The sequence below is a fragment of the Limnobacter sp. genome (assembly GCF_046297615.1).
GTDB lineage: Bacteria > Pseudomonadota > Gammaproteobacteria > Burkholderiales > Burkholderiaceae_B > Limnobacter.
In genome coordinates, this window is sequence record NZ_JBKBHM010000009.1 from 25,803 (window position 1) to 51,925 (window position 26,123).

Below are 26,123 nucleotides of genomic sequence, written 5' to 3' on the forward strand. Positions count from 1 at the left end.
CCCGGCCAGGCCGGGCTTTTCAGAACTGCAACGAACTCGGATTACTGCTTCTGAGTCACGTTGAATTCGATTTCTACACGGCGGTTCTTGGCGCGACCGTCGCGGGACTTGTTGTCAGCCACTGGCTGGCTTTCGCCCATGCCTTTGATGCTGATCTTGTCGGCAGCGATGCCCTTGGACACCAGGTACTCTTTAACAGCCTGAGCACGACGCTCGGACAGCTTCTGGTTGTACGCATCAGTACCGATGGAGTCAGTGTGGCCGATGGCGATGATGCTGTTCAGGGTTACGTTGCCCAGCTTGTCGATTTCGCCGTCGATGCGTGACTTACCGGCAGGCTTCAGAGTGGCCTTGTCGAAGTCGAAGTAAGCATCAGCTTCCAGAGTCACTTTCTTCACTTGGGGAACAGGTGCGGGAGCGGGTGCTGGTGCTGGGGCAGGAGCTGGAGCAACTACAGGTGCAGGTGCTGGAGCAGCTTTCTTGGGCAGCAGGTCAGGGTCGCACTCTTGAACAGCCAGTGCTGGTGTGAAAATGCTGGTGCGAATGCAGTTGCCAGAGCCGTCTTTCACAATTTTGCCTTGGGCGTCTACCACGTAGCCGGCCAGGTTTTCACCCTTGGAGGTGGTGTGGGCCACAGCAGCGGTGGAGGCGGTGCCAACGGCAACAGCCAAAAGCACTTGGGTGAGAGTCGACATTTTTTTCATTGTTGCTCCTTGGTAAGAATAGGGATGTAAGCCGGAATGTATTTTACAGCACCTGCTGTGACAGTAGCCATCTCATGCTCCGACTTTCTCGACACGAGTCTGCCACAGCCTCTCTGTTTTCCGTATGTTTTCAAGCACCAATTGTGGGAGGTTTCCAGTGAATTGTTGCGCATGCACAACTTGTTTTCCAGCCACCCACACGTGTTCCACGTCCCGAGCGGACCCGCTGTAAGCCAGCTTGGACGGCCAATTGTGTAAAGGCAGCTGATGTGGTGCCCGCCCAACAGCAATGCTGATCATGTCGGCAGCAAGCCCTGCAACCAGTCGGCCAGTCACTTGTTCAAGGCCCAAAGCCCGGGCGGCGTTGCAGGTGAGCGACTTTAAAAGTTCTTCCGCTGGCCAGGCTGTGGCATCGCCACTGTGCCCCTTGGCCAACAGGCTGGCCAGCCGGCCTTCCTCCCACAGGTCCAATTTGTTGTTGCTGGCCGCCCCGTCTGTGCCTACCGTGACATTCACACCCAGGGCCAGTGCGTGCGCGGTGGGCGCAAAGCCGCTGGCCAATTTCAGGTTGGAGCTGGGGCAATGCACCAGCGTGCTGCCTTGCTGGGCCATCACCTGAAGTTCATGGTCGTTCAGATGCACGCCGTGCACAGCCAACAACCGTTCGTTCACCAAACCGAGGCGGTTCAGGCGCTCAAAGGGGCGTTCACCGGTTCGGGCAACGGCATCACTCACTTCGCTGGCGGTTTCGTGCAGGTGGCAGTGGATGGGCAGGTCCAGTTCTTCAGCCAGTGCGGCCAGTTGTACAAAAGTGTTGTCACTGACGGTGTAGGGCGCGTGGGGTGCCACAGCCCAATGCAAAGTGGTTTCGCCTTTGTACAGGTCGCGCGCCTTCAGCCCGCGGTCGATGTATTCCTGGGCGGTGCTGGCGTATCGGGTCGGGAATTCAATCACCACAATGCCGGCAACCAGCCGTATTCCGGTGGACAGGGCCGCTTGGGCTGCCTGCTCCGGAAAGAAATACATGTCGTTGACCGTGGTGATGCCGTTGGCCAGCATTTCAGCTTGGGCCATGAGGCTGCCGTCATGAACAAATTCGGCGTCCGCCAGCGCGCCTTCCAGTGGCCAAATCCGGTTTTGCAGCCATTCATGCAGGGGCAGGTCGTCCGCGGCGCCCCGAAGCAGGTTCATGGCTGCGTGGCAATGCATGTTGATCAAGCCGGGCATCAACAGTTGATCGGGCAGGTCAAGCCGGGTGGCCTGTGGGTACTGTTGCTTCAGGTCTTGAAGGGTTCCAACGGCCAGAATACGGTCCTGGTCCATCACAAGTCCATGGTTTTCAAGCACTTGGCATGAGTTGTCCATGGGCATTAGCCAACGCGGGGCAAGAAGCTGCATACAGGGTCACTGGATTGATAGGGAACGCACCATTGCGTGCCGAAGCCCCGATTTTGGCTGATACAATCAAAGGCTTGCAAGCTGTGCGCTGCCTCGTTGAATGCGGTGTTGCCGGGCCTTGGTGCCTATGCCTCACCGCTTGCCCATCCAACAGATCGACAACCCTAATAAGCACACATGGATTCATTCGCCAAAGAAACGCTCCCCATCAGTCTTGAGGAGGAGATGCGCCGTTCCTATCTCGATTACGCCATGAGCGTGATTGTAGGCCGGGCGCTGCCGGATGTTCGGGATGGTTTGAAGCCGGTGCACCGCCGCGTGTTGTACGCGATGCACGAGTTGAACAACGATTGGAACCGTGCTTACAAAAAGTCAGCCCGTATTGTGGGTGACGTGATCGGTAAGTACCACCCCCACGGTGACTCCGCCGTGTACGACACCATTGTTCGTATGGCTCAGGATTTCTCACTGCGCTACACCTTGGTGGACGGGCAGGGTAACTTCGGCTCGATTGACGGTGACAACGCCGCGGCGATGCGTTACACCGAAATCCGTCTGGACAAGATTGCGCACGAGATGCTGCTGGACATCGACAAGGAAACCGTCGATTTCGGCCCCAACTACGACGGCAGCGAGAAAGAACCCAAGGTGTTGCCCGCCCGGTTGCCCAACCTGCTGGTTAACGGGTCTTCAGGCATTGCGGTGGGTATGGCCACCAATATGCCACCCCACAACCTGAAAGAAGTGGTGGCCGCCTGCCTGCATGCTGTGGACAACCCCGACTGCACGGTGGATGAGCTGATTGAATTCATTCCCGCCCCTGACTTCCCGACCGCCGGCATTATTTACGGCATTGCCGGGGTGCGCGAGGGCTACCGCACAGGCCGTGGCCGTGTGGTCATGCGCGCCAAAACCCATTTTGAAGAATTCGACCGTGGCAATCGCACCGCCATCATCGTGGATGAGCTGCCCTACCAGGTCAACAAGAAAAGCCTGCTGGAACGCATTGCCGAGCTGGTGCAGGAAAAGAAAATCGAGGGTATTTCCGACATCCGCGACGAGTCTGACAAGGATGGCGTGCGCGTGGTCATCGAGCTCAAACGTGGCGAAGTGCCCGAGGTCGTGCTCAACAACCTCTATAAAAACACCCAACTGCAGGACACTTTCGGCATCAACATGGTGGCCTTGGTGGACGGGCAGCCCAAGCTGCTGAACCTGCGCGAACTGATTATTTACTTCCTGCAGCACCGTCGTGAGGTGGTGACCCGCCGCACCGTGTTTGAACTGCGCAAGGCCCGTGAACGTGGGCACGTGCTGGAAGGTTTGGCGGTGGCTTTGGCCAATATCGATGAATTCATCGCCATCATCAAAGCTGCGCCCACGCCGCCCGTGGCCAAAGCCGAATTGCTGGCCCGTGCCTGGGATTCTTCCTTGGTTCGTGAAATGCTCAGCCGCACCGATATGGCCGATGCGGGCGGTGCCAAGGCTTTCCGTCCTGAAGGCTTACCCGCACGCTTGGGCTTGCAGGAAGATGGTTTGTACCGCCTCAGCGAAGACCAGGCCGGTGAAATTCTTCAAATGCGCCTGCAACGCTTGACTGGTCTTGAGCAGGACAAAATCATCAACGAATACCGCGAAGTGATCGATCAGATCGCTGACCTCTTGGACATTCTGAGCAAACCCGCCCGTATCAACCAAATCATCAAAGATGAATTGACCGGGATTGGCAATGAATTCTCCGACGCGCGGCGTTCAACCATCGAGTTCAATGCCACGGAACTGGGCACCGAAGACTTGATCACCCCGCAGGACATGGTGGTGACCCTGTCGCACTCCGGTTATGTGAAGAGCCAGCCGCTGACCGAGTACCGCGCCCAAAAGCGGGGTGGCCGAGGCAAACAGGCGGCCGCCACAAAGGATGATGACTGGATCGACTACTTGGTCGTGGCCAACACCCACGACACTATCTTGTGTTTCAGCAATGCGGGCCGGGTGTACTGGTTGAAGGTGTATGAGGTGCCTCAGGGCTCCCGCACTTCGCGTGGCCGCCCCATCATCAACATGCTGCCGCTGGAAGAGGGTGAGAAAATCACCACCATTCTGCCGGTCAAAGAATTTGAAGACGAGAAATACGTCTTCATGGCCACCAGCCTGGGTACGGTGAAAAAGTCACGTCTGTCTGATTTCTCCCGTCCGATGAAACGCGGCATCATCGCCGTTAGCCTGGATGATGGCGACTTCCTGATTGGGGCCGCCATGACCGATGGTCAGCACGATGTGATGCTGTTCTCCGATTCTGGCAAGGCTGTTCGGTTCGACGAAAATGATGTGCGCGCCATGGGCCGAAATGCCCGCGGTGTGCGCGGCATGAACCTGGAAGAAGGCCAGCGTGTCATTGCCCTGTTGGTGGCCGAGAACGAAAACCAGTCCGTACTCACTGCCACACAAAACGGGTTCGGCAAGCGCACGCCCATCACCGAATACACCCGCCACGGCCGTGGCACCAAGGGCATGATTGCGATCCAGACTTCCGAGCGCAATGGCAAGGTGGTTTCAGCCGTGTTGGTTGAGCCCACCGATGAAATCATGCTGATCACCACGGGTGGTGTTCTGGTGCGCACCCGTGTGTCTGAAATTCGAGAAATGGGCCGGGCCACTCAGGGTGTCACCCTGATCAGCGTGGACGAGGGCACTTGGCTGAGCGGTTTGCAGCGCATTGTCGAAGGCGATGTCGAAGAAACTGACGGTGTGGATTCTGAATCAGGCTCAACCGATGAGCCTGCGGAAGGTGTTTGATGTCCAGGGTTTGGAACTTTTCAGCGGGGCCTGCCGCATTGCCTGAAGCGGTGCTGCGCAAGGCTGCCGAGGACATGCTGGACTGGCAGGGCAAGGGCCTGTCGGTGATGGAGATGAGCCACCGCAGCCCTGAGTACATGGGTATTTTTGAGAAAACCCGGGCTGATTTCCGCGCCTTGCTGAACGTGCCGGACACTCATGACGTGCTGTTCATGCAGGGTGGGGCGGTTGGTATGAATGCCATCCTGCCGATGAACCTTTTGCGGGGTTTTGAGCAGGCTGCGTTCGTCAACACCGGCGCCTGGTCAAAGAAGACCAGCAAGGAATTTTCCAAATACGGCACATCGCGCGTGGTGTTGGACAATGCTGCGGCTGCGCCTGATGCGCCCGCAGGCAATTATGTGCCCGACTGCTCGCACCTCGTTGACCGGGTGAACGGCCAGTCCATGGCCTACCTGCATTATTGCGACAATGAAACCATTGGCGGGGTGGAGTTCAACGGGCAAGTGGAGGCGCTGTCGGGTTTGCTGGACTGCCCGGTGGTAGCGGACGTGTCCTCCAACATTTTGTCTCGCACGCTGGATGTCTCCAAGTACGGCGTGCTGTATGGTGGTGCCCAAAAGAACATCGGCCCTGCCGGGGTCACCTTGGTTGTCATCCGAAAAGACTTGCTGGACCGTGCATTGTCGACTTGCCCGTCTGCCTTTGAGTTCAAAACCGTGGCTGAAAACGGGTCCATGTACAACACGCCGCCCACGTATGCGATCTACATTGCAGGCCTCGTGTTTGAGTGGTTGGCGCAACAGGGCGGTGTGGCTTGGGCTCAAGCCCAGGCCAAAGCCAAGGCAGATTTGCTGTATTCACTCATCGATGCGAGTAGTTTCTACCGCTGCCCGGTTCGGCCTGCCGACCGTTCACGCATGAATGTGCCCTTCACGCTGGCTGATGAATCCCTGAATGCCCCATTTTTGGCCAAAGCTGCGGAACGCGGTCTGGTTCAGCTCAAAGGCCACAAATCGGTGGGCGGCATGCGCGCATCCATCTACAACGCCATGCCTTTGGAAGGCGTTCAGGCGCTGGTGGAATTCATGCGCGAATTTGAGAAAGAGGTGGCTTGACCATGGCCGAGGGAACGCCGTTGGACATCAACGCTGAGCTGCTCAAGTTTCGGGATCAGATCGATGCGATCGATCAGGACATTCTGCGCTTGCTCAATCAGCGTGCGGCATTGGCCCAAAGCATTGGGCATGTGAAAGCCAAAACAGACGCCCCGGTCATGCGCCCCGAGCGCGAAGCCCAGGTCATCGACAAACTGGTGAAGGCCAATCAGGGTCCGCTCAATGCAGCGCACTTGCAAGTGTTGTTCAAGGAAATCATGTCAGCCTGCCGCTCTTTGGAGCGAGAGGTGAACGTGGCCTTTTTGGGGCCTTTGGGTACCTACAGCGAGCAGGCGGTGTGGTCCTTCTTTGGCCACTGTGTGAAGGCCGAGCCTGTGGACACCATTGAAGAGGCTTTTCGTCAGTTGCAGGCCGGTCATGTAGACTTCGCCGTGGTGCCGGTCGAGAACTCCACGGAAGGCTCCGTGGCCCGCACCCTGGATGCCTTGGTGGATAGCCAAGCCAGCATTTGTGGCGAGGTGCAGTTGCCGATTCATCATCAACTGCTGACCCGCAGTGGCACGCTTGAAGGCATTACCTCCATTTGTGCCCATCCTCAGGCCCTGGCCCAGTGCCGTCAGTGGTTGGCGCAGCACGCGCCCAACATCACTCAGACCACCATGTCCAGCAACGGGGCTGCAGCCAAGTTGGCCAGTGAAGACCCAACTGTTGCCGCGATTGCCGGTCAGGCCGCCCGTGAACGCTATCAGCTTCAGGCGGTTCAGGAACACATTCAGGACGACGCCAGCAACACCACCCGCTTTCTGGTGTTGGGGCAGCAGCACACCGGCCCGTCCGGTTTCGACAAAACCAGCATTGTGGCCTCAGTACCCAACCGCCCGGGTGCGGTTTACGCCATGCTCGAGCCGTTCAATGCCCAGAATGTGTCGATGACCCGTTTGGAAAGCCGGCCTGCCCGCACCGGCCAATGGGAATACCTGTTCTTCATTGACCTTCAAGGCCATCAGAACGACCCTCCCATGGCCCAGGCCCTCAGCCAATTGCGCAACACCGCGTCGTTTCTTAAAGTGTTGGGTTCCTATCCGGCGGCTCAGCGGCCCGGCAACTGAAGGTTACCCGGAAGTCTGGTTTTGAATTTTTTAGCAGGTTGATTCCATGTCAGAGCTCACACAATTGGCCCCCGATTTTATCCGCGCCATTGCCCCATACAAAGCGGGCAAGCCGGTCTCCGATGTGGTGCGTGAATTGGGTTTGGACCCGGCCAAAGTGGTCAAACTCGCCTCCAATGAAAACCCCTTGGGCTTGGGCGGTAAGGCCCAAGCAGCCATTGCGCGTGCGGTGGCCGACTTGGGGCGTTACCCCGATGCCAACGGGTTTGCCCTGAAAGCCAAAATTGCAGCCAAACATGGCATTCAGCCGGAGCAGGTCACCTTGGGCAATGGGTCCAATGACATTCTGGAATTGGCGGCCAAGGCCTTTTTGACTCACGGTACCAACTCAGTGTTCTCGCAGTACGCGTTCGCTGTCTACCCGTTGGCCACTCAAGGTTGCGGTGCGCAGTCCAAGGTGGTGCCTGCGGTGGCCTATACGCACGATCTGGACGGTTTTTTGGCGGCCATTGATGAGCAGACCCGAGTGGTGTTCATCGCCAATCCGAACAATCCGACGGGTACTTTTCTCAAGCAGGATGTGTTGCTGAGTTTCCTGGCCAAGGTACCCAGCCGAGTGCTGGTGGTCCTTGACGAAGCCTACAACGAATTCCTCAAACCCGAAGACCAGTACGACAGCACGCAGTGGGTGGCCCAATTCCCCAATTTGCTGGTGTCCCGCAGTTTCTCCAAGGCCTATGGTTTGGCTGGTTTGCGGGTGGGCTATGCGGTGTCTGGCACACAGGTGGCGGACTTGCTTAACCGGGTTCGTCAACCCTTCAATGTGAACTCCATCGCTCTGGCAGCGGCGGAAGCGGCGCTGGATGACCACGACTTCCTGCAACAAACCTACGAGGTGAATCAGGCGGGTCTGGCGCTGTTGCAATCCAGTTTCCAGGCCATGGGGCTTGAGTATGTGCCGTCCTACGGCAATTTCGTGTTGTTGAAGGTGGGTTCAACCGACGATGCAGGCTTGAAGGTGTTCGATGCCCTGCAGCGCTTGGGCGTGATTGTGCGCCCAGTCAACAACTACGGCTTGCCGCAGTGGCTGCGCGTGTCAATTGGCCTTCCCGAAGAAAACAAGGCTTTCCTGCAGGCGTTGCCCCAGGCACTGAAGGTGCTGGCTTGAGTGCGCCTGGCAAGCCGCCGCGCTTGTTTAACCGGGTTTTGGCCATCGGTGTAGGCCTGATCGGCGGCTCCATTTGCTTGGGCGCCAAACAACGTGGATTGGTGGGCCATGTGCTGGGGTATTCGCGTCGGCTGGAAACCACCCATGAGGCCCTGCGCTTGGGCCTGATTGACGAGTGCGTGGTCAGCCCCGGCGATTCCACAGTGCGACAGGTGGATGCTGTTGTGCTTTCAATTCCGGTGCGCCAATACAAGCAGGTGCTGACCCAGTTCCTGCCGGTGTTGCCTGCCAATTGTGTGATTTTCGATGCAGGCAGCACCAAGGCCGATGTGGTGGACATGATTGCGGAGTTAGAGCCTCAGTTCCCCGGCCTGATCGCCCGCTTCGTGCCCGCACACCCGATTGCGGGCGGAGAAACACACGGCCCAGCAGCGGCTTTGCCTGACTTGTTCGTCGGCAAAAACTGCGTACTGACCCCTTTGGCTGGTACGTCCGCAGTCAACCTTGACCGGGTGGCTGCATTCTGGAAAGCCTTGGGTGCCACGGTCAACCAGATGCAGGCCTTGGACCATGACGAGATGTTTGGCACCGTCAGCCATTTGCCACACCTGCTGGCATTTGCCTACGTGGCCAGTGTTTTGGACCATCCCAAGGGGGGGCGCTTCATGCAAGAGGGTGGCGCTGGTTATCGGGACTTCAGCCGCATTGCGGCCAGCAGCCCCGAGATGTGGGCCGATATTTTTCAGAACAACAGCAAGGCCCTTTTGGCAGCACTGGGGCAGTTTGAACACACCATTTCGCGGCTGCGTCAGGCCATCGAGCAAGACGATCGCAAAACGCTTGAGCAGGTGTTGGCAACCGCTGCCGATTACCGCTCAGCCTGGAAACCTCGTTGAAAAAGCACCATGGCTTCAGACCTGAATCTCATTGAATTTCACGCCCGCAGCACCTCGGCCATGTCTGGTCAGGGGCGCGTGCCCGGCGACAAATCCATTTCTCACCGCTCCATCATGATGGGCTCCATCGCCGATGGCGTCACCGAAGTGGAAGGCTTTCTCGAGGGCGAGGACGCTATCTCAACCATGAACGCCTTTCGTGCCATGGGTGTGCGTATTGACGGGCCCGACCAAGGGCGGGTGACGGTGCACGGCGTGGGCTTGCATGGCCTGAAGCAGCCTGCTGCTCCTTTGGATTGTGGCAACAGCGGCACCTCGATGCGCCTGATTTCCGGACTGATGGCCGGCCAGGGCTTTGATGTTACTTTGGTGGGGGATGCCAGCCTGTCCAAGCGCCCCATGAAGCGGGTGATGGACCCTTTGGCCCTGATGGGTGCCCGCATCGAAGCCGGGGAGGGTGGCCGTCCACCCCTGCGCATTCAGGCCACACCGGGCTTGAAACCCATTGCGTACGCCCTGCCTATGGCTTCTGCCCAAGTGAAAAGCTGTGTGCTGCTGGCTGGCTTGTACGCTGACGGAGTGACGCAGACCACTGAACCCGCTGTGACGCGCGACCACACCGAGCGCATGCTGCGTGGGTTCGGAGTGGAGGTGGAGACGGACGGCCCAACCGCCCGTGTTCGTGGCGGCCAGCGTTTGAAAGCCACCCGAATCGATGTGCCTTCTGACATATCCTCAGCCGCTTTTTTCATGGTGGCCGCCTCAATTTGTGAAGAGGCCGACATCACACTCAAGCACGTGGGCATGAACCCCACCCGCACAGGTGTCATCGACATTCTCAAGCTGATGGGAGCCAACCTTGAGTTGTCCAACCACAGCGTGGTGGGTGGCGAACCCGTGGCCGATGTTCGTGTGCGCAGTGCCCAACTCAAGGGCATTCAGATTCCCGAGCATCTGGTGCCTTTGGCCATTGACGAGTTCCCTGTCATTTTTGTGGCGGCCGCTAATGCGCTGGGCACCACCGTGTTGACCGGCGCTGAAGAGTTGCGGGTGAAAGAGTCGGACCGAATTGCGGTAATGGCCGATGGCCTGAAAGCCTGTGGGGTGGATGCACAGCCCACGGAAGATGGCATGGTGATTCAGGGCTTGGGTGGTCAGGCTGGTTTGCGTTACACCGCCACCGAGATTGAATCCCAGGGCGACCACCGAATCGCCATGTCATTCACTGTGGCGGCCATCCGCGCGCGCGGCACCATGCGAATTCGCGGTGCCCAGACTGTGGACACCTCCTTCCCTGGTTTTGTGGCCTTGTGCCAGTCCCTGGGTATGCAAGTTGACTCCGTGAAGGTTGAATCATGAGCACCGCGACTTCTCCCCTGCCCAAGGTCATCGCGATTGACGGGCCCACCGCATCCGGCAAAGGCACTGTGGCCTCACTGGTGGCAGCCCAACTGGGTTATCACTACCTGGACAGCGGTGCCATTTACCGAGTATTGGCCGTGGCCAGTGAGCATGCTGCGCTGGATGTGGCCAAGCCTGAACATCAGGACGCGCTGGTCAAGCTGGCGTGGTCCTTGCCCGTTGAGTTTGTGGGCGACCGCGTGGTGTTGCAGGGCTTGGATGTGTCGGCCGCCATTCGAACTGAAGAAGCGGGCCTGCATGCGTCCAAACTGGCCGTGGTGCCTGACATTCGTGCAGGCTTGTTGCAGCGCCAGCGCGATTTCCGCAAGGCCCCCGGTTTGGTGGCCGATGGCCGTGACATGGGGTCGGTGGTGTTTCCCGACGCCAGCCTGAAGGTGTTTCTCACGGCAAGCGCCCAAGTGCGGGCCGAGCGCCGTGTCAGGCAGATTGAGGGGCGGGGCCAGAAGGCCGACTTTCAGGCCATCCACGCTGACCTTGTGGCCCGTGACGAGCGGGACATGCAGCGCGCGGTAGCCCCCTTGAAACCCTATCCGGATTCCCGTGTGCTGGACTGCTCCGACATGGGCATCGAGCAGGTGGTCCAGACCATCATCGGTTGGGCGCAGTCTGTCTGACCCCGGTTTTGCATAAAGTCCTTGAAGGATCAGGCTTTTTTCTGGTATATTTCCGACCCTTGCGGAGTGGTTCCGCAAGGATGCCGCCCGAAGCAATCGCGCAACGGGCGTTTTTTAACTCCACCGTGCCTCACGCATTGGTGTGTTTGACATCACATTTATGACCGCAACTCAAGTTACCCAAGCCCCCGAAAGTTTCGCAGCCCTCTTTGAGGAAAGCCTTGCCCGCAAGGAAATGCGCACTGGTGAAGTGATCACCGCCGAAGTAGTCCGCGTTGACTACAACTACGTGGTGGTGAATGCCGGGCTGAAATCCGAAAGTTACATTCCTCTGGAAGAATTCAAAGACGACCAGGGCAACCTGGACGTGAATGAAGGCGACTTCATCTCCGTGGCCATCGAGTCCCTCGAAGACGGTTTCGGTGAAACCCGCCTGTCTCGCGACAAGGCCAAGCGCCTGTCCGCATGGCTGAGCCTGGAGCAAGCCCTGGAATCCGGCGAGCTGGTCACTGGTACCATCACCGGCAAGGTGAAAGGCGGTCTGACCGTCATGGTGAACTCCATCCGCGCTTTCCTGCCAGGTTCTCTGGTTGACGTGCGCCCCGTGAAGGACACCACCCCATTCGAAGGCAAAACCCTCGAGTTCAAAGTCATCAAGCTGGACCGCAAGCGCAATAACGTGGTGCTGAGCCGCCGTGCCGTGGTTGAAGCCACCATGGGTGAAGAGCGCGAAAAGCTCCTGTCCAACCTGCAGGAAGGTTCTGTGGTCAAGGGTATCGTCAAGAACATCACCGACTACGGCGCGTTCGTGGACCTCGGTGGTATCGACGGTCTGCTGCACATCACCGACCTGGCATGGCGCCGTGTACGTCACCCTTCCGAGGTGCTGACTGTGGGCGAGGAAATCGAAGCCAAGGTTCTGAAGTTCGACCAAGACAAGAACCGTGTGTCCCTGGGCGTGAAGCAACTGGGCGAAGACCCATGGGTCGGTCTGTCCCGTCGTTACCCCGCACAGACTCGTCTGTTCGGTAAAGTCACCAACATCACCGACTACGGTTCATTCGTTGAAGTGGAACAAGGCATTGAAGGCCTGGTGCACGTGTCTGAAATGGACTGGACCAACAAGAACGTTGATCCCAAGAAAGTGGTTACCTTGGGTGACGAAGTCGAAGTCATGGTTCTGGAAATCGACGAAGAGCGTCGCCGTATCAGCCTGGGCATGAAGCAGTGCAAGGCCAATCCTTGGGAAGAGTTCTCCACCTCCTTCAAGAAAGGTGACAAGGTTTCCGGCGCCATCAAGTCCATCACCGACTTCGGCGTGTTCATCGGCTTGCCCGGCGGCATCGACGGTCTGGTTCACCTGTCCGACCTGTCCTGGAACGAAACTGGCGAAGAGGCAGTACGCCGCTTCAAGAAAGGCGACGAAGTGGAAGCCCTCGTGTTGGCCATCGACACCGAGCGCGAACGCATCAGCCTGGGTATCAAGCAACTGTCTGGCGACCCCTTCACCGTGTTTGCCTCCACCCACGACCGTGGTTCCATGGTGACCGGCAAGGTCAAGTCCGTGGATGCCAAGGGTGTGGTTGTTGACTTGGGCGACGACGTAGAAGGTTACCTGCGCGCTTCCGAAATCTCCAACGACCGTGTTGAAGATGCTCGCAATGCGTTCAACGAAGGTGACGCTGTCACAGCCATGGTGCTGAACGTGGACCGCAAGGGCCGTTCTGTTGCCCTGTCCATCAAGGCCAAGGACCAGGCTGACACCGACGAAGCCATGAAGAAGATCGCTGACGAAGGCGCCGGTTCCGCCGGTACCACCAGCCTGGGTGCATTGCTGAAAGCCAAACTGGGCAATCAGTAATCGGACCTGGCCCGGCTGTTGAGCCGGTTCGGCCTCGGTGCCGACCGGTTCAACTGCTGGGGTCAACCCTTGCAGTACAGAAGCCAATCAGCAGCATTGCCGTAACGATTTCGCGGTTTGTGCGGGGTGTCCCGTCAGGCCGTGCGGTACCAACCTATTCAGGATAGCCCTTGAAGAGGCAACCCTCTGATGCCAAAAACAATGACAAAATCAGAATTGATCAACCAATTGGTCAAGCGTTTCCCGAAACTGCCCGTGCGGGACACCGACTTTGCGGTCAAAAGCATTCTTGACACCATGACGCAGGCGCTTGTTGACGGCCAGCGCATTGAGATTCGTGGTTTTGGCAGTTTCTCCCTCACCAAGCGACCACAGCGTGTGGGTCGCAATCCCAAGTCCGGCGAACAGGTTGTGGTGCCTGAAAAGCGGGTGCCCCACTTCAAGCCCGGCAAAGAGTTGCGCGAGCGAGTTGATTTATACTCCAAGAAACAGGACTGATGCCCCAGGCATGTCCGCCTGAGTGCGGAGTGCATTAGGGCGTCCACTCAAAGTCACTTGGGGGAAACAACTTGAAAGCCATCGCCTGGGTTGTGCGTATCGCACTTTTCCTCGTTGTACTCACCTTCTCAATTCGAAACACCGAGTTGGTCACTGTCAAATGGTTGCCGGGCCTGGAAATTCAGGTGCAACTGGTGGTGGCCTTGCTGTGTGCTTTTTTGTTGGGCGCGGTGTTCGCCTGGGTGTCACTGTTGCCTTCTTGGCTGCGTGCCAAGCGCACCGCGTCGGTGGCCAGTCGTAATTTGGTTCGCTTGGAAAAAGACCAGCCCAAACCTGCCAATGCCGAGCAGCCCGCAACAGGGGCCAGCGACTTGCCAGTACTTCCCTTAGGGCCTACCCATGGAATTTGAAACCTGGTGGCTGGTACTCATCCCGCTGCTGTTCAGCTTGGGGTGGTTGGCCGCCCGCCTGGACCGAAGGGCTCACGGTGGGCAGCAACAGCCCATGCCTGCATCCTACTTCAAGGGTGTGAATTTCCTGCTGAGCGAGCAACCCGACAAGGCGATTGATGCCTTTTTGGAGGTGGCCTCAATAGACACACACACCGTTGAGTTGCATTTCGCCCTGGCCAACCTGTTTCGCAAAAAGGGAGAAATTGACCGTGCCATTCGGGTACATCAGTTTCTGAGCACGCGAGAACAGATTACTCAAGCCGAACGCCAGAGGGCCACTTACGAGTTGGGCGTTGATTTCCTGCGCGCGGGAATTCTCGACCGTGCTGAACAGGCCTTCAACAGCCTGAGTGAATCGGACCTGAAAGCCGACGCCGCTCGCCAGTTGCTGGAGCTGTATGAGTTGGAAAAGGCCTGGGACAAAGCGATTGACCAGGCCCAGCGCCTGCGGGAATTTGGAGCGCCGATTCCCTCGGGGGACATTGCTCACTTTTATTGTGAACTGGCCGAGCAGGCCATGGAACAGTCGCAGCACGATCAGGCCAAGACACATCTGCAAAGCGCGTTGTTGATCGAGCCCAAGAATGTACGTGCCTCCTTGTTGTTGGGGCACATGTACTTTTCCCAAGACCGCTTTGACGACGCCATTGCCCAGTGGCGCGCGGCTGAGCAGCAAAACCCATGGTATTTGCCGCTGGTGGGTCCAAAAATGTGGGAGGCTTTCAAGCGCCTGGGCCGCATGGATGAAGGCATCGAAGCCCTCAAGAATTACGGCCTGATGTACCCCTCGATTGACCTGTTGCTGGTGTTGGCCAAGGCGGTGGAAGAGGCACGTGGGCCAGACGAGGCTTTCAGCCTGTTGCGTGAACAGGTGCGCGCACGGCCAAGCCTGCTGGGCCTCGACAAGCTGCTGGAGCACCAGCTACGGGGTGTGTTGGATGATGAGCGCAGTCGGGATTTGAAACTGACCCGCGAGCTGATTTCCAAACACACGCAGCGCTTGGAGCGTTACCGCTGCCAGCATTGCGGTTTTCAGGCCAAAAAGTTTTATTGGCAGTGCCCGGGTTGCGCGCATTGGGATTCGATTGTGCCGCGCCGTGCCGAGGAGCTGGATTTTTATCCTGTGCCTGCCAAGAAGGTGGCTTGACACCCCGCCGTCCAACCTGACAAGAGAACGATAACCATGGTTGATTTGAACACACTGAGCAAAGCCCGCGTGCTGGTGGTCGGCGACGTGATGCTGGACCGGTATTGGTTTGGCGATGTTGAACGAATTTCCCCCGAGGCGCCCGTGCCTGTGTTGCTGGTTGGCAAGCAGGACGAGCGATTGGGTGGCGCCGCCAACGTGGCCATTAACGCAGCGTCGCTGGGTGCTTCAGTCACCTTGATGGGCGTGGTGGGTAACGATGAGCCTGGCCGCACAGTGCAGGCCTTGTTGGAGAAGTCGGGTGTGCGTGCCCGTTTGCTTGAAGACCCCAATGTGCCGACCATCGTGAAGCTGCGGGTGGTGGCCCGTCAGCAACAACTGGTGCGAATCGATTTTGAAGAGAAGCCGACGGCCGAGCATTTGGGCACCAAGCTGGAATGGTTTGAGCAGGAAGTTGCCAACCATGCGGTGGTGGTGTTTTCCGATTATGGCAAAGGCGCGCTCGAACATGTGGCGGACATGATTGCCATGGCCCGCAAAGCCGGAGTCACCGTGCTGGTCGACCCCAAGGGCGATGACTACGCCAAGTATGCAGGCGCCAGCATTTTGACCCCCAACCGGTCCGAGTTCCGTCAGGTGATGGGCACCTGGAAAACCGAGGATGAATTGGTGGGCAAAGCCATGGCCCTTCGTGAGCGTTTGGGCCTGGGCGCTTTGCTGTTGACCCGTTCGGAAGAGGGCATGACGCTGTTCAATGCCGAGGGGACTTTCCACGTGCCCGCCCAAGCGCGGGAAGTGTTTGATGTGTCCGGCGCTGGGGACACCGTGATTGCCACACTGGCCTGCTCACTGGCGTCAGGTGCTGGGGTGCAAGACAGCGTTGCGCTGGCCAACAAAGCGGGTGGCGTGGTGGTTGGCAAACTGGGCACGGCCGTGATCCTGCCTGAAGAATTGAATTGAGGACAACAACATGACTGTGATCGTGACCGGAGCCGCCGGTTTTATTGGCAGCAACCTGGTGAAGGCACTGAACGACCGGGGTATCAGTGAGATCATCGCTGTCGATAACCTCACCAAGGGCGACAAGTTTCTCAACCTGGTGGACTGCGAAATTGCCCATTACATGGACAAATCCGAGTTTCTGGCCCGTGTGCGTGCTGGGGACTTCGGCGCCTGCCAAGCGGTGTTTCACGAGGGGGCCTGCTCGGACACCATGGAGCACAATGGCCAGTACATGATGAACAACAACTTCCAGTACACGCGGGAGTTGTTTGATTGGGCACAGTCCACCGGCACCCCCTTCCTGTATGCCTCTTCAGCGGCGGTGTATGGCGGCAGCAGCCAATTCATTGAAGACCGTGAGGTGGAAAAACCGCTGAACGTGTATGGCTATTCCAAGTTTCTGTTTGACCAGGTGTTGAGGCGTGCCATGCAAACCGGCCTGAAAGCGCCGGTGTATGGGTTCCGTTACTTCAACGTGTACGGTGACCGCGAACAGCACAAAGGCCGTATGGCCTCTGTGGCCTTTCACAATTTCAACCAGTTTCGCGAGGGCGGTGCAGTCAAGTTGTTTGGGCCCTATGGCGGCTACGATGCAGGCTGCCAGCAGCGCGATTTCGTGTCCGTCGAAGATGTGGTCAAGGTCAACATGCATTTCTTCGAGCAGGCAGGCAAGGCGCCATCCGGTGTTTACAACCTGGGTTCAGGCCGTGCGCAGACTTTCAATGATGTGGCGCTGACGGCGCTGAATACCCTTCGGGTGCATCAAGGCCAATCGGCGTTGAGCCTGTCTGAAGCGGTTGCTCAAGGCCGCATTGAGTACATCGAGTTTCCTGAAGCGTTGAAGGGCAAGTACCAATGTTTCACCGAAGCCAATTTGCAGAACCTGCGCAAGGCGGGTTATAGCGGCACGTTTTTCTCGGTCGAAGAGGGTGTTGGGCGTTATGTGCAGCGGCTCATCAAAAAATATGGAGTTTGAAGCGAACTAATTTCTGAGGCTGGACACTTACTATTTGTTGGTGGATTCGGAGTCTTGAACCGAATCGCCAAGGCCCCTCTCGGGGCCTTGGTTGCCGACTGCTTGTTGGCCTGGCACTCCGTGTGCCGGACAAGCAAGTGTCTCTGTCTCCTCAAGCCCTGTTTAAGCCCGCCGTTTGGCGGGCTTTTTTTTGCGTATTGCTTGGGGGGGTCAGGCCACAGTGCCGGACAGCATCCATTGAAAGAGCAGGGCCAAGAGGCTCATCAGGGCAGTCACGCTCACCCCCAATGACAAAGCCACCGCAGTGACCACCAGTCCGTTGGTCTGCGGGGTGTCTGGCGGGTAGTCGGGGTTGAGGCGCTGGTTGAATTGGGTGTCGTTCATCAAGCCGTAGCGAATGGCATCAGCCCAGCCCATGAAGGCCCCAAGCGGCGGAAACACCAGATAGGCCAGGAAGCGTTTTTGGCCTGCGTAGATCCAATGGCCCCCGATGACGCCGGTCAGCAAGGCCAGCCAGCAAAACACCAGTTTGGATTTCATGGGCTCTTTGGGGGTGTCAGGCATGATGTGATTGGCTGGGTGAACGGTGAAGATAAAGATTTTGTCTTGTGGTCTTGGTTTTCCCCGGATATAATAGCGGGTTATCGGATTTCGCGTGCGCTTCACAACCCGGAAGTGCGCGGCAGAAACCCTCCAACAACGTTTTTACCCGCGTGTTGCAGCCGTTAGACCCCTAGTCCGGAACCTGTGTCTCTTCCCTGGGTCGGTGAACAATACCGTTTTTGATCGAGGATATTATGGTCGTCATTCGACTCGCCCGTGGGGGTTCCAAAAAGCGCCCCTTTTTCACCCTTGTGGCCGCGGATTCCCGCAATCGCCGCGATGGCCGTTTCATTGAGCGCATTGGTTTCTACAACCCTGTGGCTCCTCAAGGTGCAGAAGGCCTGCGTATCGCCATGGACCGTCTGACCTACTGGAAAGGCGTTGGCGCCCAGTTGTCGCCCACGGTTGAGCGTCTGGTCACAGAGTTCACCAAAAAAGCAGCCTGATCTTGGCGGTTAGCCCGGTGTGTGCCGGGCCAACCAACAACCCGGCCCAAGCTGGGTGAGTTCAGCATGAAGTCCGTGGATGGTGACGTCTGCGGACTTTTTCATTGTGGAGCGCAAACGCGTGGATGCACCTGACGATTTGATCGAACTTGGGCGGGTTGGTGAGCCCTATGGCCTGAAAGGGCATGTGAATGTGCTGCCGTCCTCGGACCAGCCCGAGGTGCTGCTCAAAACCAAGCAATGGTGGGTTTCCCGGCTGCGTGAATCCGACGGTGGGGCTTTGGGGCGTGTGAAAGCCCAGAAGCCCACTGCTGACCAGATTGTGCTGGAGCCCATGCGGGTGATGAGCGCCAAGGTGCATGCCGACCGTATTGTGGCTTACCTGGAAGGCGTTGAGGACCGGGACGTGGCCGCCCGTTTCAAGGGCGGACGAATCTATGTGTCCCGTTCCCGTTTCCCGGTGTTGCCCGAAGGCGAGTACTACTGGATTGATTTGATTGGCTGTTCGGTGGAGAACCTGCAAGGTGAATCGCTGGGGGTGGTGGACCAAGTTACCGACCATGGCGCACACGCTATTTTGTCCGTGCTGGAGGGTGAACTGAACCACCTCATTCCCTTCGTTCAGGCGTATGTGCCCGAGGTGGACCTTGCGCGCCGACGCATTGTGGTGGACTGGCAACGGGATTACACATGAGTGCACCGATGGGGCAAAAGCCGCGCTTTGACATCATCAGCCTGTTTCCGGAACAGTTTCCGCCCCTGATTGAGTTGGGGGTAGTAGGCCGTGCCTGGAAAAAGGGGCTGTTCGAGCTGAAGTGCTGGAGCCCCCGTGATTTCACCTCCGACCCACACCGCACGGTCGATGACCGCCCCTACGGCGGCGGGCCGGGAATGGTGATGATGGCCGAACCTTTGGTCAAAACGGTTCAGGCCATTCGGGCGGACCGGGCCGATTCAGCGCCTGTTGTGTATTTCACGCCCCATGGGCCTTTGTTGCAGCAGGTCCATGTGAGGGACTTTCAAGGGCGTGGTGAGGGTGCGATTCTGTTGTGTGGCCGATACGAGGGCGTGGACCAGCGTTTTCTGGATGCCTATGTGGACCAGACCTTCTGCTTGGGTGATTTTGTATTGTCTGGCGGCGAGTTGCCCGCGGCTTGTTTTCTGGATGCTTGGGTCCGTTTGTTGCCCGAGGCCCTGAACCACGCAGAGTCGGCTGCGCAGGATTCATTCGAAGCGGGCTTGTTGGACTGCCCACACTACACACGGCCGGAAGTTTTTGAAAATAAAGCGGTTCCGGAGGTGCTTTTGTCCGGGAATCACGCTAAAATAGCGGATTGGCGTTTGGGTGAAGCCAAAACTTACACCCAACGGCATCGCCCCGACCTGTGGGCAGCGTTCCTCGAACGCGAAGCCCAAGCGGCGCTCGGTAAGCCTTCCAAGGCAAGCCAGCGTTCGAAAACAGGTCAATCTGGTGGCAAACCCTGACCCTTGTCGGTTTTCCGGGTTTGCTTTAATTGGTCATCCTCTGGCGGTTGTGTGCATTCAACAGGAATGCCTGACTTTTGACCGTGCATGATGGTTTGGAGAAAAAAATGAATTTGATTCAACAACTCGAGCAAGAAGAAATTGCTCGTCTGGGCAAAGAAATTCCAGCGTTTGCCCCTGGTGACACCGTGATCGTGAGCGTCAAAGTCGTGGAAGGTACACGTTCCCGCGTTCAGGCTTACGAAGGTGTTGTGATTGCCAAGCGCAATCGTGGTCTGAATTCCTCGTTCATCGTGCGCAAAGTGTCGTCCGGTGAAGGCGTTGAGCGTACATTTCAACTGTACTCTCCGCTGATCGAGAAAATCGAAGTGAAACGCCGTGGTGACGTGCGTCGCGCCAAGCTGTACTACCTGCGCGAGCGTTCCGGCAAGTCTGCACGTATCAAGGAAAAGCTGCCCAACCGTGCAGCACCCCAAGCCGCCGAATAAGGTGGGCTTGCCGCAGCCAGTCTGTGGTTGTGCGACTCAAAAAACCCGGGCCTTGCCCGGGTTTTTTTATGGGCGTTCCGCCTGCTCAGGCGGCCGCCGCAGCGTTCTTTTCCAGTTCTTTGTCCACATAGTGCCCAGCCATGTCGGCCAGGCCACGCGCCAATTCTTCAAAGCTGAAGCTTGGGTTCGGATGGTTAAGGTACCGGGTCATCGTGGACATGCCGCTGTTGATGAAGATGTAGGCCACGGCTTGCAACCCCTGCAGCTTGAGAATTTCCGGATGAGCAATGGCGTGTTGAAGAAAGAGGTCACTGAGTGCCCGGTAGACCGGTCCAAACGGCACATGTTTTTCCATCAACACAGATTCCCGCGCGCAACGCAGGTAACGCTCCTGATTTTTCTTGAGAAAACTGGCTGTTTGAAGAATTAACTCGTGGATGGCATCCCGAAGCGAAACCCGAACAATGCTCGGCGTGACTGTTTGGATTAACTCCACCAATTCGCTGGAGAAGCGCTGCCCCATGGCCGCGAAAATCGCGTCCTTGTCTTCGAAGTACTCGTAAATCGATCCAACCCCAACCCCGGCGTATTCAGCAATCTGTCGAGTGGTGGCGCCTGCAGCCCCGTGCTGGGCCACAGCGATGAAGGCGGCTTCGACGATGGCATCGACGGTGTGCCGGGCGCGTTGCTGCTGAGGTTTTCTGGGCATGGTTCTAGGTCCGTGTAAGGGTGTGCGGATCCGAATTGAACCCGAACAATCGTTCGTTTTAATATGCCATTGTTCAATGTGACGGTCAATAAGGAAAACGGATGTTCGGCAAAAAACTCAGCAAAGGGGCCAACGCAGTCGTGACAGGCGCGGGCAGTGGAATCGGTCGGGCCTTTGCGCTGGAAATTGTTCGCCGTGGCGGGCGCGTGGTGGTGGCAGACATCAATCTGGCCAGCGCGCAGGAAACCGTTGAATTGATTCGTGACCAAGTGGCCGGCAAATTGAAGAACCCCGATTTGGTGTTTGTAGACCAAGCTTGGGCGGTCCAGTGCGATGTGTCTCGCCTTGAAGAGGTGGAGGCGCTCGCGCTGGAGGCCGAACAGATTTTCGGGGGCACAGCCGAGGCCAGCGCCATTGATGTGGTGGTGAACAACGCGGGTGTGGGCATTGGTGGATGGCCTGTTGGCGAGATTTCCATGGAAGACTGGAAATGGACCCTGGGCGTGAACCTGTGGGGGGTGATCCACGGCTGCCATGTGTTTGCGCCCCGTTTGCGTAACCGAGCCACAAAGCGGACCTGCGGCTTGATCAACGTTGCGTCGACCGCCAGTTTCGCGGCCGCCCCCTTGATGGGGCCGTACAACGTGACCAAGGCCGGCGCCTTGGCCCTCAGCGAGACTTTGGCGGCCGAGCTGGCCGGCACGGGCGTGCACGTGACTGCCCTTTGCCCCACGTTCGTCAAAACCAACATTGCCAACAATGGCCGCATTGCAGGTGGTTCCAGTGACTTGGCCAAGCGCCTGATGCAGTGGACTGGGCGCTCAGCCGACGCGGTGGCTCGTGAGACGCTGGATGCACTGGACAACAACAAGCTGTATGTGTTGCCGCAACTGGACGCTCGAATGATTTGGCGGATGAAGCGGTTTGCACCCGGCAGCTACACACGTGGAGCCGGTGTACTCGCGAGGCTGGCAGCCAAAGCATTGTGAAGGGTGAGGGATGTGACCACCCAATGAGAGGCTCAATTCATGAGCCCCAATGATTGACTTGACATGGTTTAGGCACGAACAGAGGAGTAATGACATGCCACAACTGGATCTTGAAAAAACGCTGCGTCGAATCAAAGAAAACCAATGGGCTTTGGCCGATTTCGACTGGGACGCACCCGGTGCAGAAATGATTTCCGAAGAGCAATGGCCCAAGCTGAAGGCGTTCATGGCTGACCTGACCTGGATTGAGCACATTGGAGCCCGCGCCTTTTCCGCCATGGCCAAAAAAGCGCCGACGGACACCCTGCGCGAAATCTACACCTGGTTCCATGCCGAAGAACAGCGGCATGCCAATGCGGAATTGGCCTTGATGCGCCGCTGGGGCATGCTCAAAGACGGTGAAATTCCCGAGCCCAATGTGAATTTGCGCTTGACCATCGAATGGTTGGACAAATACGCCGACGAGATGCCTTTGAATGTGCTGGGCAGTGTGATTCCCATGCTGGAAATTACCTTGGACGGTGCGTTGTGCAAGTTCCTGCTGGATGAAGTGAAGGACCCGATGTGCCACGAGGTGTTTGCGAAAATCAATGCCGATGAGGCGCGTCACCTGGGCGTGGATTTCCATGTACTTCAGATGCTGGGCCACGGGAAAGCTTACCGACTGGCCTTGGAGGCTGCAGCCACAGCCCTCAACCCCAAGCTGCTGTTGGGCATGGCGGTGTATTTCCCCCTGTTGAACAAAATGCGCGACAACATCGTGGCCATGGGCTTGAAAGAAGAAAAACTGTACGAGGCCATGGCCAAGTTTGAAAAGTATGGCGGTGACACGCCCGAGGGGCGCCGCAACCCTTGGTATCAACTGATGCGCATGCACGGTGGCTGGGTAATTGACCGCAGCAACTGGTTGTACCACAAACCTGTGGATGCAGCCGTTAAGGCCTCGGCCTATATTCCCAAGCGCTGGCTGCCCAAGGTGCCCACCTGGGTCAACAAGTTGACCTGGCAGCCCACGGCTTGAACCCCCAATTTCAGAGAGCTAGACACATGAATAAAACAACCGCGGGGCGCAGCCGCGCCCTGAATGCACAGTCGCCCCGGGCCACCGGTAAACCGGTGGTACACCCTGTGGTGGATACGCTGATCATCGGTGCAGGCTTTGCAGGTTTGGGCAGTGCCATCCAGTTGCGGAAAGCCGGCGTGCACAACATTGTTATTCTGGAACGTGCCACCGAAGTGGGAGGTACTTGGCGTGACAACCAGTACCCAGGCGCTGCATGTGACATTCCGTCGAACCTGTACAGTTTTTCGTTTGCACCCAACCCGAATTGGTCGCGCAGTTATTCGGGCAGCCGGGAAATTCTGGGCTATATCCAGTCCATGGTTCGCGACTTTGGCTTGGAGCCGCTGATTCGTTACCAGCAGAACGTCACTGATGTGGTGTTGGACGAGGCGGAGGGCATTTGGACGGTGCACACGGACAACGGCGATACATGGCGCGCCCGCAGTTTGATCATGGCGTCTGGCCCTCTGGCCAATGCTTCGCTGCCCAAAATTCAGGGCATTGAGGAATTCAAAGGCAAGATTATTCACAGCGCCCGTTGGGACCATGATTACGACCTGACCGGTAAACGGGTGGGTGTGATTGGTACAGGGGCCAGTGCGATACAAATCGTGCCTGAAATCGTGAAAAAGGCGGCCAAGGTTCGTGTGTTTCAACGCACGGCACCCTGGATCATGCCTCGGCCTGATTTCACCACCTCTGAGTTGAGCAAACGCGTGTTCAGCCGTTTCCCCGGTACCCAACGCGCCATTCGTGAGGCCCTGTATTGGACCCATGAAAGCATGGCCTTAGCGGTGATTTGGAATTCGCCCTTGACCCGTGTCGGTGAGCGCTTGGGCGAGGCGTTTTTGAATTCACAAGTGAAAGACCCTTGGTTGCGCCGCCAATTGAAACCCGACTACAAGCTGGGTTGCAAACGCATTTTGGTCAGCAACGATTATTACCCCGCCTTGCAGGCACCCAATTGCGAACTGATCACTTGGCCGATTGCCCGCATTTCCGAAAGTGGTGTGCGCACCGCCGAGGGTGTTGAGCATCAGTTTGATGTGTTGGTGTGTGCCACCGGGTTTGATGTGCCCAAGTGCGGCACACCTTACCCAGTACGGGGCTTGAGCGGTCGGGTGTTGGCCGAAGAATGGAAAACCGGCGCACAGGCGTATAAAAGCATCAATGTGACGGGCTTTCCCAACCTGTTCATCATGTTTGGCCCCAACAGCGGGCCCGGCCACAACAGTGCACTGGTGTACATGGAAGAGCAGATTGCCTATGCAGTCAAAGCCATTCGGACCATTCTGGACCGCAACATCACCTGGCTGGATGTGAAACCCAAAGTGCAGCAGGCCTACAACAAGGCGATTCAGAAGCGACTGGCCCGCACCAACTGGAACAGCGGTTGTAAAAGCTGGTACCTCACGGAGGACGGTTTTAACGCGACCATGTACCCTGGCTTTGCGACCCAATATGCCAGTCAGATGCGTGAATTTGATTTGGCGGCCTATGATGCGATACGTGGCGTAGGGGCATCCAAACCCCCGGCACCCAAACGGCGACGCACCCCGGAGAAAGCGACTGCAGCTTGATCACCTCGAACCCCCGGCGATGAAGATCCCAGGGGTTTTTTGTACACTGGTGGCTTTCAGCGAAAAGGGATGGTCATGCGTCGATGGCTCTGTATTCTGCTGCTGTGCAGCCCGGTGTCAGCCTGGGCCTCTGCCAGCCCGGAAGTGTTGGCGCAGGTGCAGGCGATTCTGAACAAACTCGGGCAATCCAAGTGCGAGTTTCAACGCAACGGCACTTGGTATGGGCCGGAACAGGCCAGCGCCCACCTGCTGAAGAAGTTCGAGTACCTCAACAAGCGCAACCTGGCCGACACGGTGCCCCTGTTCATTGAGCGTGCAGGCACCGAGAGCAGCATGAGCGGCAAGGCTTACTCAGTGCGCTGCCCCGGGCAGGCTGAGGTCAGCAGTGCAGCCTGGTTGAACCAGGCTTGGGCTGCTGTACAAGCGGGCAATGGGCCTAAGTGAGTTATAAAGACGATTGTTCTTGAACAAATCTCGACTGGCGGTCGACATATTTTGCCCAGGCTTCGAGCAAGTGTTTGCCGTCAGGATTGCTCTGTGGCGAGGTGTTGGGTGCACTGATCGCTTGACGCGTTTGGTGTTCCATCCATCGTCTTTTCAATGCGGGCGCAAGCCCCTTGGGCGAGGGCTCGGAAAAGCAGAGGTTCTGTAGGGCTGTCGGGGTCCCCATGCCATATTGAGCAATTGGTGCTTGAGGCGCTGATGCTTGCAGCCCCGGCTTTAAGCATTGTTGTAAAGCCTGAGTGATGGCCGAGCTTGGGCGGGGGGCTGGTTGGGGCGTATTCGCGTTGCTGGAGTAGGGCTGGCCTTCTGAGGGGGCAATGAACCCAATGATTGGTTGAGGTGCTGCGCTGGTCTTCAAAGTTGGCTCCTGGAATCGTGAACGGCGGTGGCGATTCGATGGAGTCTTGACAAGGTGGACGGCGAAATAATGCCTGCCATTTGGCCCTGCCGCTACTCGGAAGTCCGTTCTGCTTGGGCACAATCGAGTGATAATCCATCAAGAAAAATCGACTCAGGAGACCCAAGCGTGTTGTTGTCCCGTGAAGAACTCAACGATTTCATGCGCACTGCCTTTCCTCAAAACCCCTGCACGGTTGAATCGGTGGGTGAGGAATGGGTGGAAGTGCGCTATTCGGTGTCAGAAGATTCGTTGCGGCCGGGCGGCACCGTGTCTGGCCCGGTGATGATGTTGCTGGCCGATGCCGCCCTGTACAGCGTCATTCTTGCCCACATCGGCTTGGTGGCCTTGGCGGTGACCACCAGCTTCAATATCAACTTTTTGCGCAAACCCGCGGCTGGGCAAGACCTGATCGCGCGCTGCCGTTTGATGAAATTGGGCAAAACGCTGGCGGTGGGCGAGGTGTGGATTGCCTCGGAGGGGCAGGACGACCCCGTGGCCCACGCCACCGGCACTTATTCCATTCCGCCCAAGCGGGGGTAAAACGCCTTTCCGGCATGAAAATTTTTCGGCAAAGCCCTCAAGTTTGTTTTTTTGGGGGCGTTAAAGGATTCAACAGGGCAGCGCACTGACCGGCACGAACCGGCAGGCAGATGACCCGGAATCAACAAACACATTGCTTGGAGAATCATCATGCT

Annotated in this window: 28 protein-coding genes; 22 read left to right on the plus strand and 6 right to left on the minus strand. The window is 57.6% G+C overall.

What is annotated here, in order from left to right; translation table 11 throughout:
• Window positions 1–41 precede the first annotated feature (41 nt).
• Entirely contained in the window at window positions 42–695 is a 654-nt protein-coding gene (gene ompA / locus ACK4FF_RS15405; protein WP_409711211.1) for an outer membrane protein OmpA, read from the minus strand.
• A gap of 81 nt (window positions 696–776) precedes the next feature.
• Window positions 777–2,102, minus strand: coding sequence for a TRZ/ATZ family hydrolase (locus ACK4FF_RS15410; RefSeq protein WP_409711213.1), 1,326 nt, complete (start codon window positions 2,100–2,102; stop codon window positions 777–779).
• Window positions 2,103–2,279: 177 nt separating this feature from the next.
• Here ACK4FF_RS15410 and gyrA point away from each other — a divergent pair, with 177 nt between their 5' ends.
• The 13 genes from gyrA to rfaD all read left to right on the plus strand — a co-directional run bounded on the left by gyrA (window position 2,280) and on the right by rfaD (window position 17,161).
• On the plus strand, window positions 2,280–4,898 hold the full coding sequence (gyrA, locus tag ACK4FF_RS15415) for a DNA gyrase subunit A (RefSeq protein ID WP_409711215.1): 2,619 nt from the start codon (window positions 2,280–2,282) through the stop codon (window positions 4,896–4,898).
• Window positions 4,898–6,016, plus strand: a complete 1,119-nt coding sequence (gene serC / locus ACK4FF_RS15420; protein ID WP_409711217.1) for a 3-phosphoserine/phosphohydroxythreonine transaminase — start codon at window positions 4,898–4,900, stop codon at window positions 6,014–6,016. The genes gyrA and serC overlap by 1 nt, the downstream gene beginning before the upstream one ends.
• Before the next feature lie 2 nt (window positions 6,017–6,018).
• A complete protein-coding gene (gene pheA / locus ACK4FF_RS15425) occupies window positions 6,019–7,125 on the plus strand; it encodes a prephenate dehydratase (protein ID WP_409711219.1) in 1,107 nt (368 codons plus the stop codon).
• Window positions 7,126–7,171: 46 nt separating this feature from the next.
• Window positions 7,172–8,293, plus strand: a complete 1,122-nt coding sequence (gene hisC, locus ACK4FF_RS15430; protein ID WP_409711221.1) for a histidinol-phosphate transaminase — start codon at window positions 7,172–7,174, stop codon at window positions 8,291–8,293.
• Window positions 8,290–9,189: a prephenate dehydrogenase gene (locus ACK4FF_RS15435; RefSeq protein WP_409711223.1), complete on the plus strand. Its 900-nt coding sequence runs from the start codon at window positions 8,290–8,292 to the stop codon at window positions 9,187–9,189. Before hisC ends, ACK4FF_RS15435 begins: the two co-directional genes overlap by 4 nt.
• Before the next feature lie 9 nt (window positions 9,190–9,198).
• Window positions 9,199–10,548 carry a 3-phosphoshikimate 1-carboxyvinyltransferase gene (gene aroA / locus ACK4FF_RS15440; RefSeq protein WP_409711225.1) on the plus strand — a complete coding sequence of 450 codons (1,350 nt, stop codon included), beginning with the start codon at window positions 9,199–9,201 and terminating at the stop codon, window positions 10,546–10,548.
• Window positions 10,545–11,225, plus strand: coding sequence for a (d)CMP kinase (cmk, locus tag ACK4FF_RS15445; protein WP_409711227.1), 681 nt, complete (start codon window positions 10,545–10,547; stop codon window positions 11,223–11,225). Before aroA ends, cmk begins: the two co-directional genes overlap by 4 nt.
• A 160-nt stretch (window positions 11,226–11,385) precedes the next feature.
• Window positions 11,386–13,086, plus strand: a complete 1,701-nt coding sequence (gene rpsA / locus ACK4FF_RS15450; RefSeq protein ID WP_409711229.1) for a 30S ribosomal protein S1 — start codon at window positions 11,386–11,388, stop codon at window positions 13,084–13,086.
• A 201-nt stretch (window positions 13,087–13,287) separates the two neighbouring features.
• The gene (locus tag ACK4FF_RS15455; RefSeq protein WP_409711231.1) at window positions 13,288–13,584 is read left to right on the plus strand and encodes an integration host factor subunit beta; all 297 of its coding nucleotides are present in this window, start codon (window positions 13,288–13,290) and stop codon (window positions 13,582–13,584) included.
• A 71-nt stretch (window positions 13,585–13,655) separates the two neighbouring features.
• The gene (locus tag ACK4FF_RS15460) at window positions 13,656–13,994 is read left to right on the plus strand and encodes a lipopolysaccharide assembly LapA domain-containing protein (RefSeq protein WP_409711233.1); all 339 of its coding nucleotides are present in this window, start codon (window positions 13,656–13,658) and stop codon (window positions 13,992–13,994) included.
• On the plus strand, window positions 13,984–15,183 hold the full coding sequence (gene lapB / locus ACK4FF_RS15465; RefSeq protein WP_409711235.1) for a lipopolysaccharide assembly protein LapB: 1,200 nt from the start codon (window positions 13,984–13,986) through the stop codon (window positions 15,181–15,183). The genes ACK4FF_RS15460 and lapB overlap by 11 nt, the downstream gene beginning before the upstream one ends.
• A 36-nt stretch (window positions 15,184–15,219) precedes the next feature.
• Window positions 15,220–16,143 carry a D-glycero-beta-D-manno-heptose-7-phosphate kinase gene (rfaE1, locus tag ACK4FF_RS15470; RefSeq protein ID WP_409711237.1) on the plus strand — a complete coding sequence of 308 codons (924 nt, stop codon included), beginning with the start codon at window positions 15,220–15,222 and terminating at the stop codon, window positions 16,141–16,143.
• 10 nt (window positions 16,144–16,153) lie between these two features.
• Entirely contained in the window at window positions 16,154–17,161 is a 1,008-nt protein-coding gene (rfaD, locus tag ACK4FF_RS15475) for an ADP-glyceromanno-heptose 6-epimerase (RefSeq protein ID WP_409711239.1), read from the plus strand.
• 210 nt (window positions 17,162–17,371) lie between these two features.
• Here rfaD and ACK4FF_RS15480 read toward each other — a convergent pair whose 3' ends face one another.
• Window positions 17,372–17,725 (minus strand): hypothetical protein, encoded by a 354-nt coding sequence (locus ACK4FF_RS15480; protein WP_409711241.1) that lies wholly within the window; start codon window positions 17,723–17,725, stop codon window positions 17,372–17,374.
• A gap of 233 nt (window positions 17,726–17,958) precedes the next feature.
• On the opposite strand from ACK4FF_RS15480, the gene rpsP reads away from it, so the two are divergent.
• From rpsP to rplS, 4 genes are all read left to right on the plus strand, one after another.
• The gene (gene rpsP, locus ACK4FF_RS15485) at window positions 17,959–18,210 is read left to right on the plus strand and encodes a 30S ribosomal protein S16 (protein ID WP_409711243.1); all 252 of its coding nucleotides are present in this window, start codon (window positions 17,959–17,961) and stop codon (window positions 18,208–18,210) included.
• Between the two features lie 79 nt (window positions 18,211–18,289).
• Entirely contained in the window at window positions 18,290–18,904 is a 615-nt protein-coding gene (gene rimM, locus ACK4FF_RS15490; RefSeq protein WP_409711245.1) for a ribosome maturation factor RimM, read from the plus strand.
• Window positions 18,901–19,695: a tRNA (guanosine(37)-N1)-methyltransferase TrmD gene (gene trmD / locus ACK4FF_RS15495; RefSeq protein ID WP_409711247.1), complete on the plus strand. Its 795-nt coding sequence runs from the start codon at window positions 18,901–18,903 to the stop codon at window positions 19,693–19,695. The genes rimM and trmD overlap by 4 nt, the downstream gene beginning before the upstream one ends.
• Before the next feature lie 107 nt (window positions 19,696–19,802).
• Entirely contained in the window at window positions 19,803–20,183 is a 381-nt protein-coding gene (gene rplS / locus ACK4FF_RS15500) for a 50S ribosomal protein L19 (RefSeq protein WP_409711249.1), read from the plus strand.
• 85 nt (window positions 20,184–20,268) lie between these two features.
• Here rplS and ACK4FF_RS15505 read toward each other — a convergent pair whose 3' ends face one another.
• Window positions 20,269–20,892 carry a TetR/AcrR family transcriptional regulator gene (locus tag ACK4FF_RS15505; RefSeq protein ID WP_409711251.1) on the minus strand — a complete coding sequence of 208 codons (624 nt, stop codon included), beginning with the start codon at window positions 20,890–20,892 and terminating at the stop codon, window positions 20,269–20,271.
• Between the two features lie 101 nt (window positions 20,893–20,993).
• Here ACK4FF_RS15505 and ACK4FF_RS15510 point away from each other — a divergent pair, with 101 nt between their 5' ends.
• From ACK4FF_RS15510 to ACK4FF_RS15525, 4 genes are all read left to right on the plus strand, one after another.
• Window positions 20,994–21,881, plus strand: a complete 888-nt coding sequence (locus tag ACK4FF_RS15510) for an SDR family NAD(P)-dependent oxidoreductase (RefSeq protein ID WP_409711253.1) — start codon at window positions 20,994–20,996, stop codon at window positions 21,879–21,881.
• Between the two features lie 94 nt (window positions 21,882–21,975).
• Window positions 21,976–22,902 carry a hypothetical protein gene (locus tag ACK4FF_RS15515; RefSeq protein WP_409711255.1) on the plus strand — a complete coding sequence of 309 codons (927 nt, stop codon included), beginning with the start codon at window positions 21,976–21,978 and terminating at the stop codon, window positions 22,900–22,902.
• 26 nt (window positions 22,903–22,928) lie between these two features.
• A complete protein-coding gene (locus tag ACK4FF_RS15520) occupies window positions 22,929–24,524 on the plus strand; it encodes a flavin-containing monooxygenase (protein ID WP_409711257.1) in 1,596 nt (531 codons plus the stop codon).
• A gap of 75 nt (window positions 24,525–24,599) precedes the next feature.
• Entirely contained in the window at window positions 24,600–24,968 is a 369-nt protein-coding gene (locus tag ACK4FF_RS15525; RefSeq protein ID WP_409711259.1) for a DUF5329 family protein, read from the plus strand.
• Window position 24,969: 1 nt separating this feature from the next.
• Here the strand turns inward: ACK4FF_RS15525 and ACK4FF_RS15530 are convergent, their stop codons facing one another.
• Window positions 24,970–25,386 (minus strand): hypothetical protein, encoded by a 417-nt coding sequence (locus ACK4FF_RS15530; RefSeq protein WP_409711261.1) that lies wholly within the window; start codon window positions 25,384–25,386, stop codon window positions 24,970–24,972.
• A gap of 168 nt (window positions 25,387–25,554) precedes the next feature.
• Here ACK4FF_RS15530 and ACK4FF_RS15535 point away from each other — a divergent pair, with 168 nt between their 5' ends.
• Window positions 25,555–25,968 carry a PaaI family thioesterase gene (locus ACK4FF_RS15535; RefSeq protein WP_409711263.1) on the plus strand — a complete coding sequence of 138 codons (414 nt, stop codon included), beginning with the start codon at window positions 25,555–25,557 and terminating at the stop codon, window positions 25,966–25,968.
• Here the strand turns inward: ACK4FF_RS15535 and ACK4FF_RS15540 are convergent.
• Window positions 25,941–26,123 (minus strand): hypothetical protein (locus ACK4FF_RS15540; RefSeq protein WP_409711265.1); only part of this gene is annotated, 183 nt, incomplete at its 5' end. The two genes, ACK4FF_RS15535 and ACK4FF_RS15540, sit on opposite strands and share 28 nt — an antisense overlap.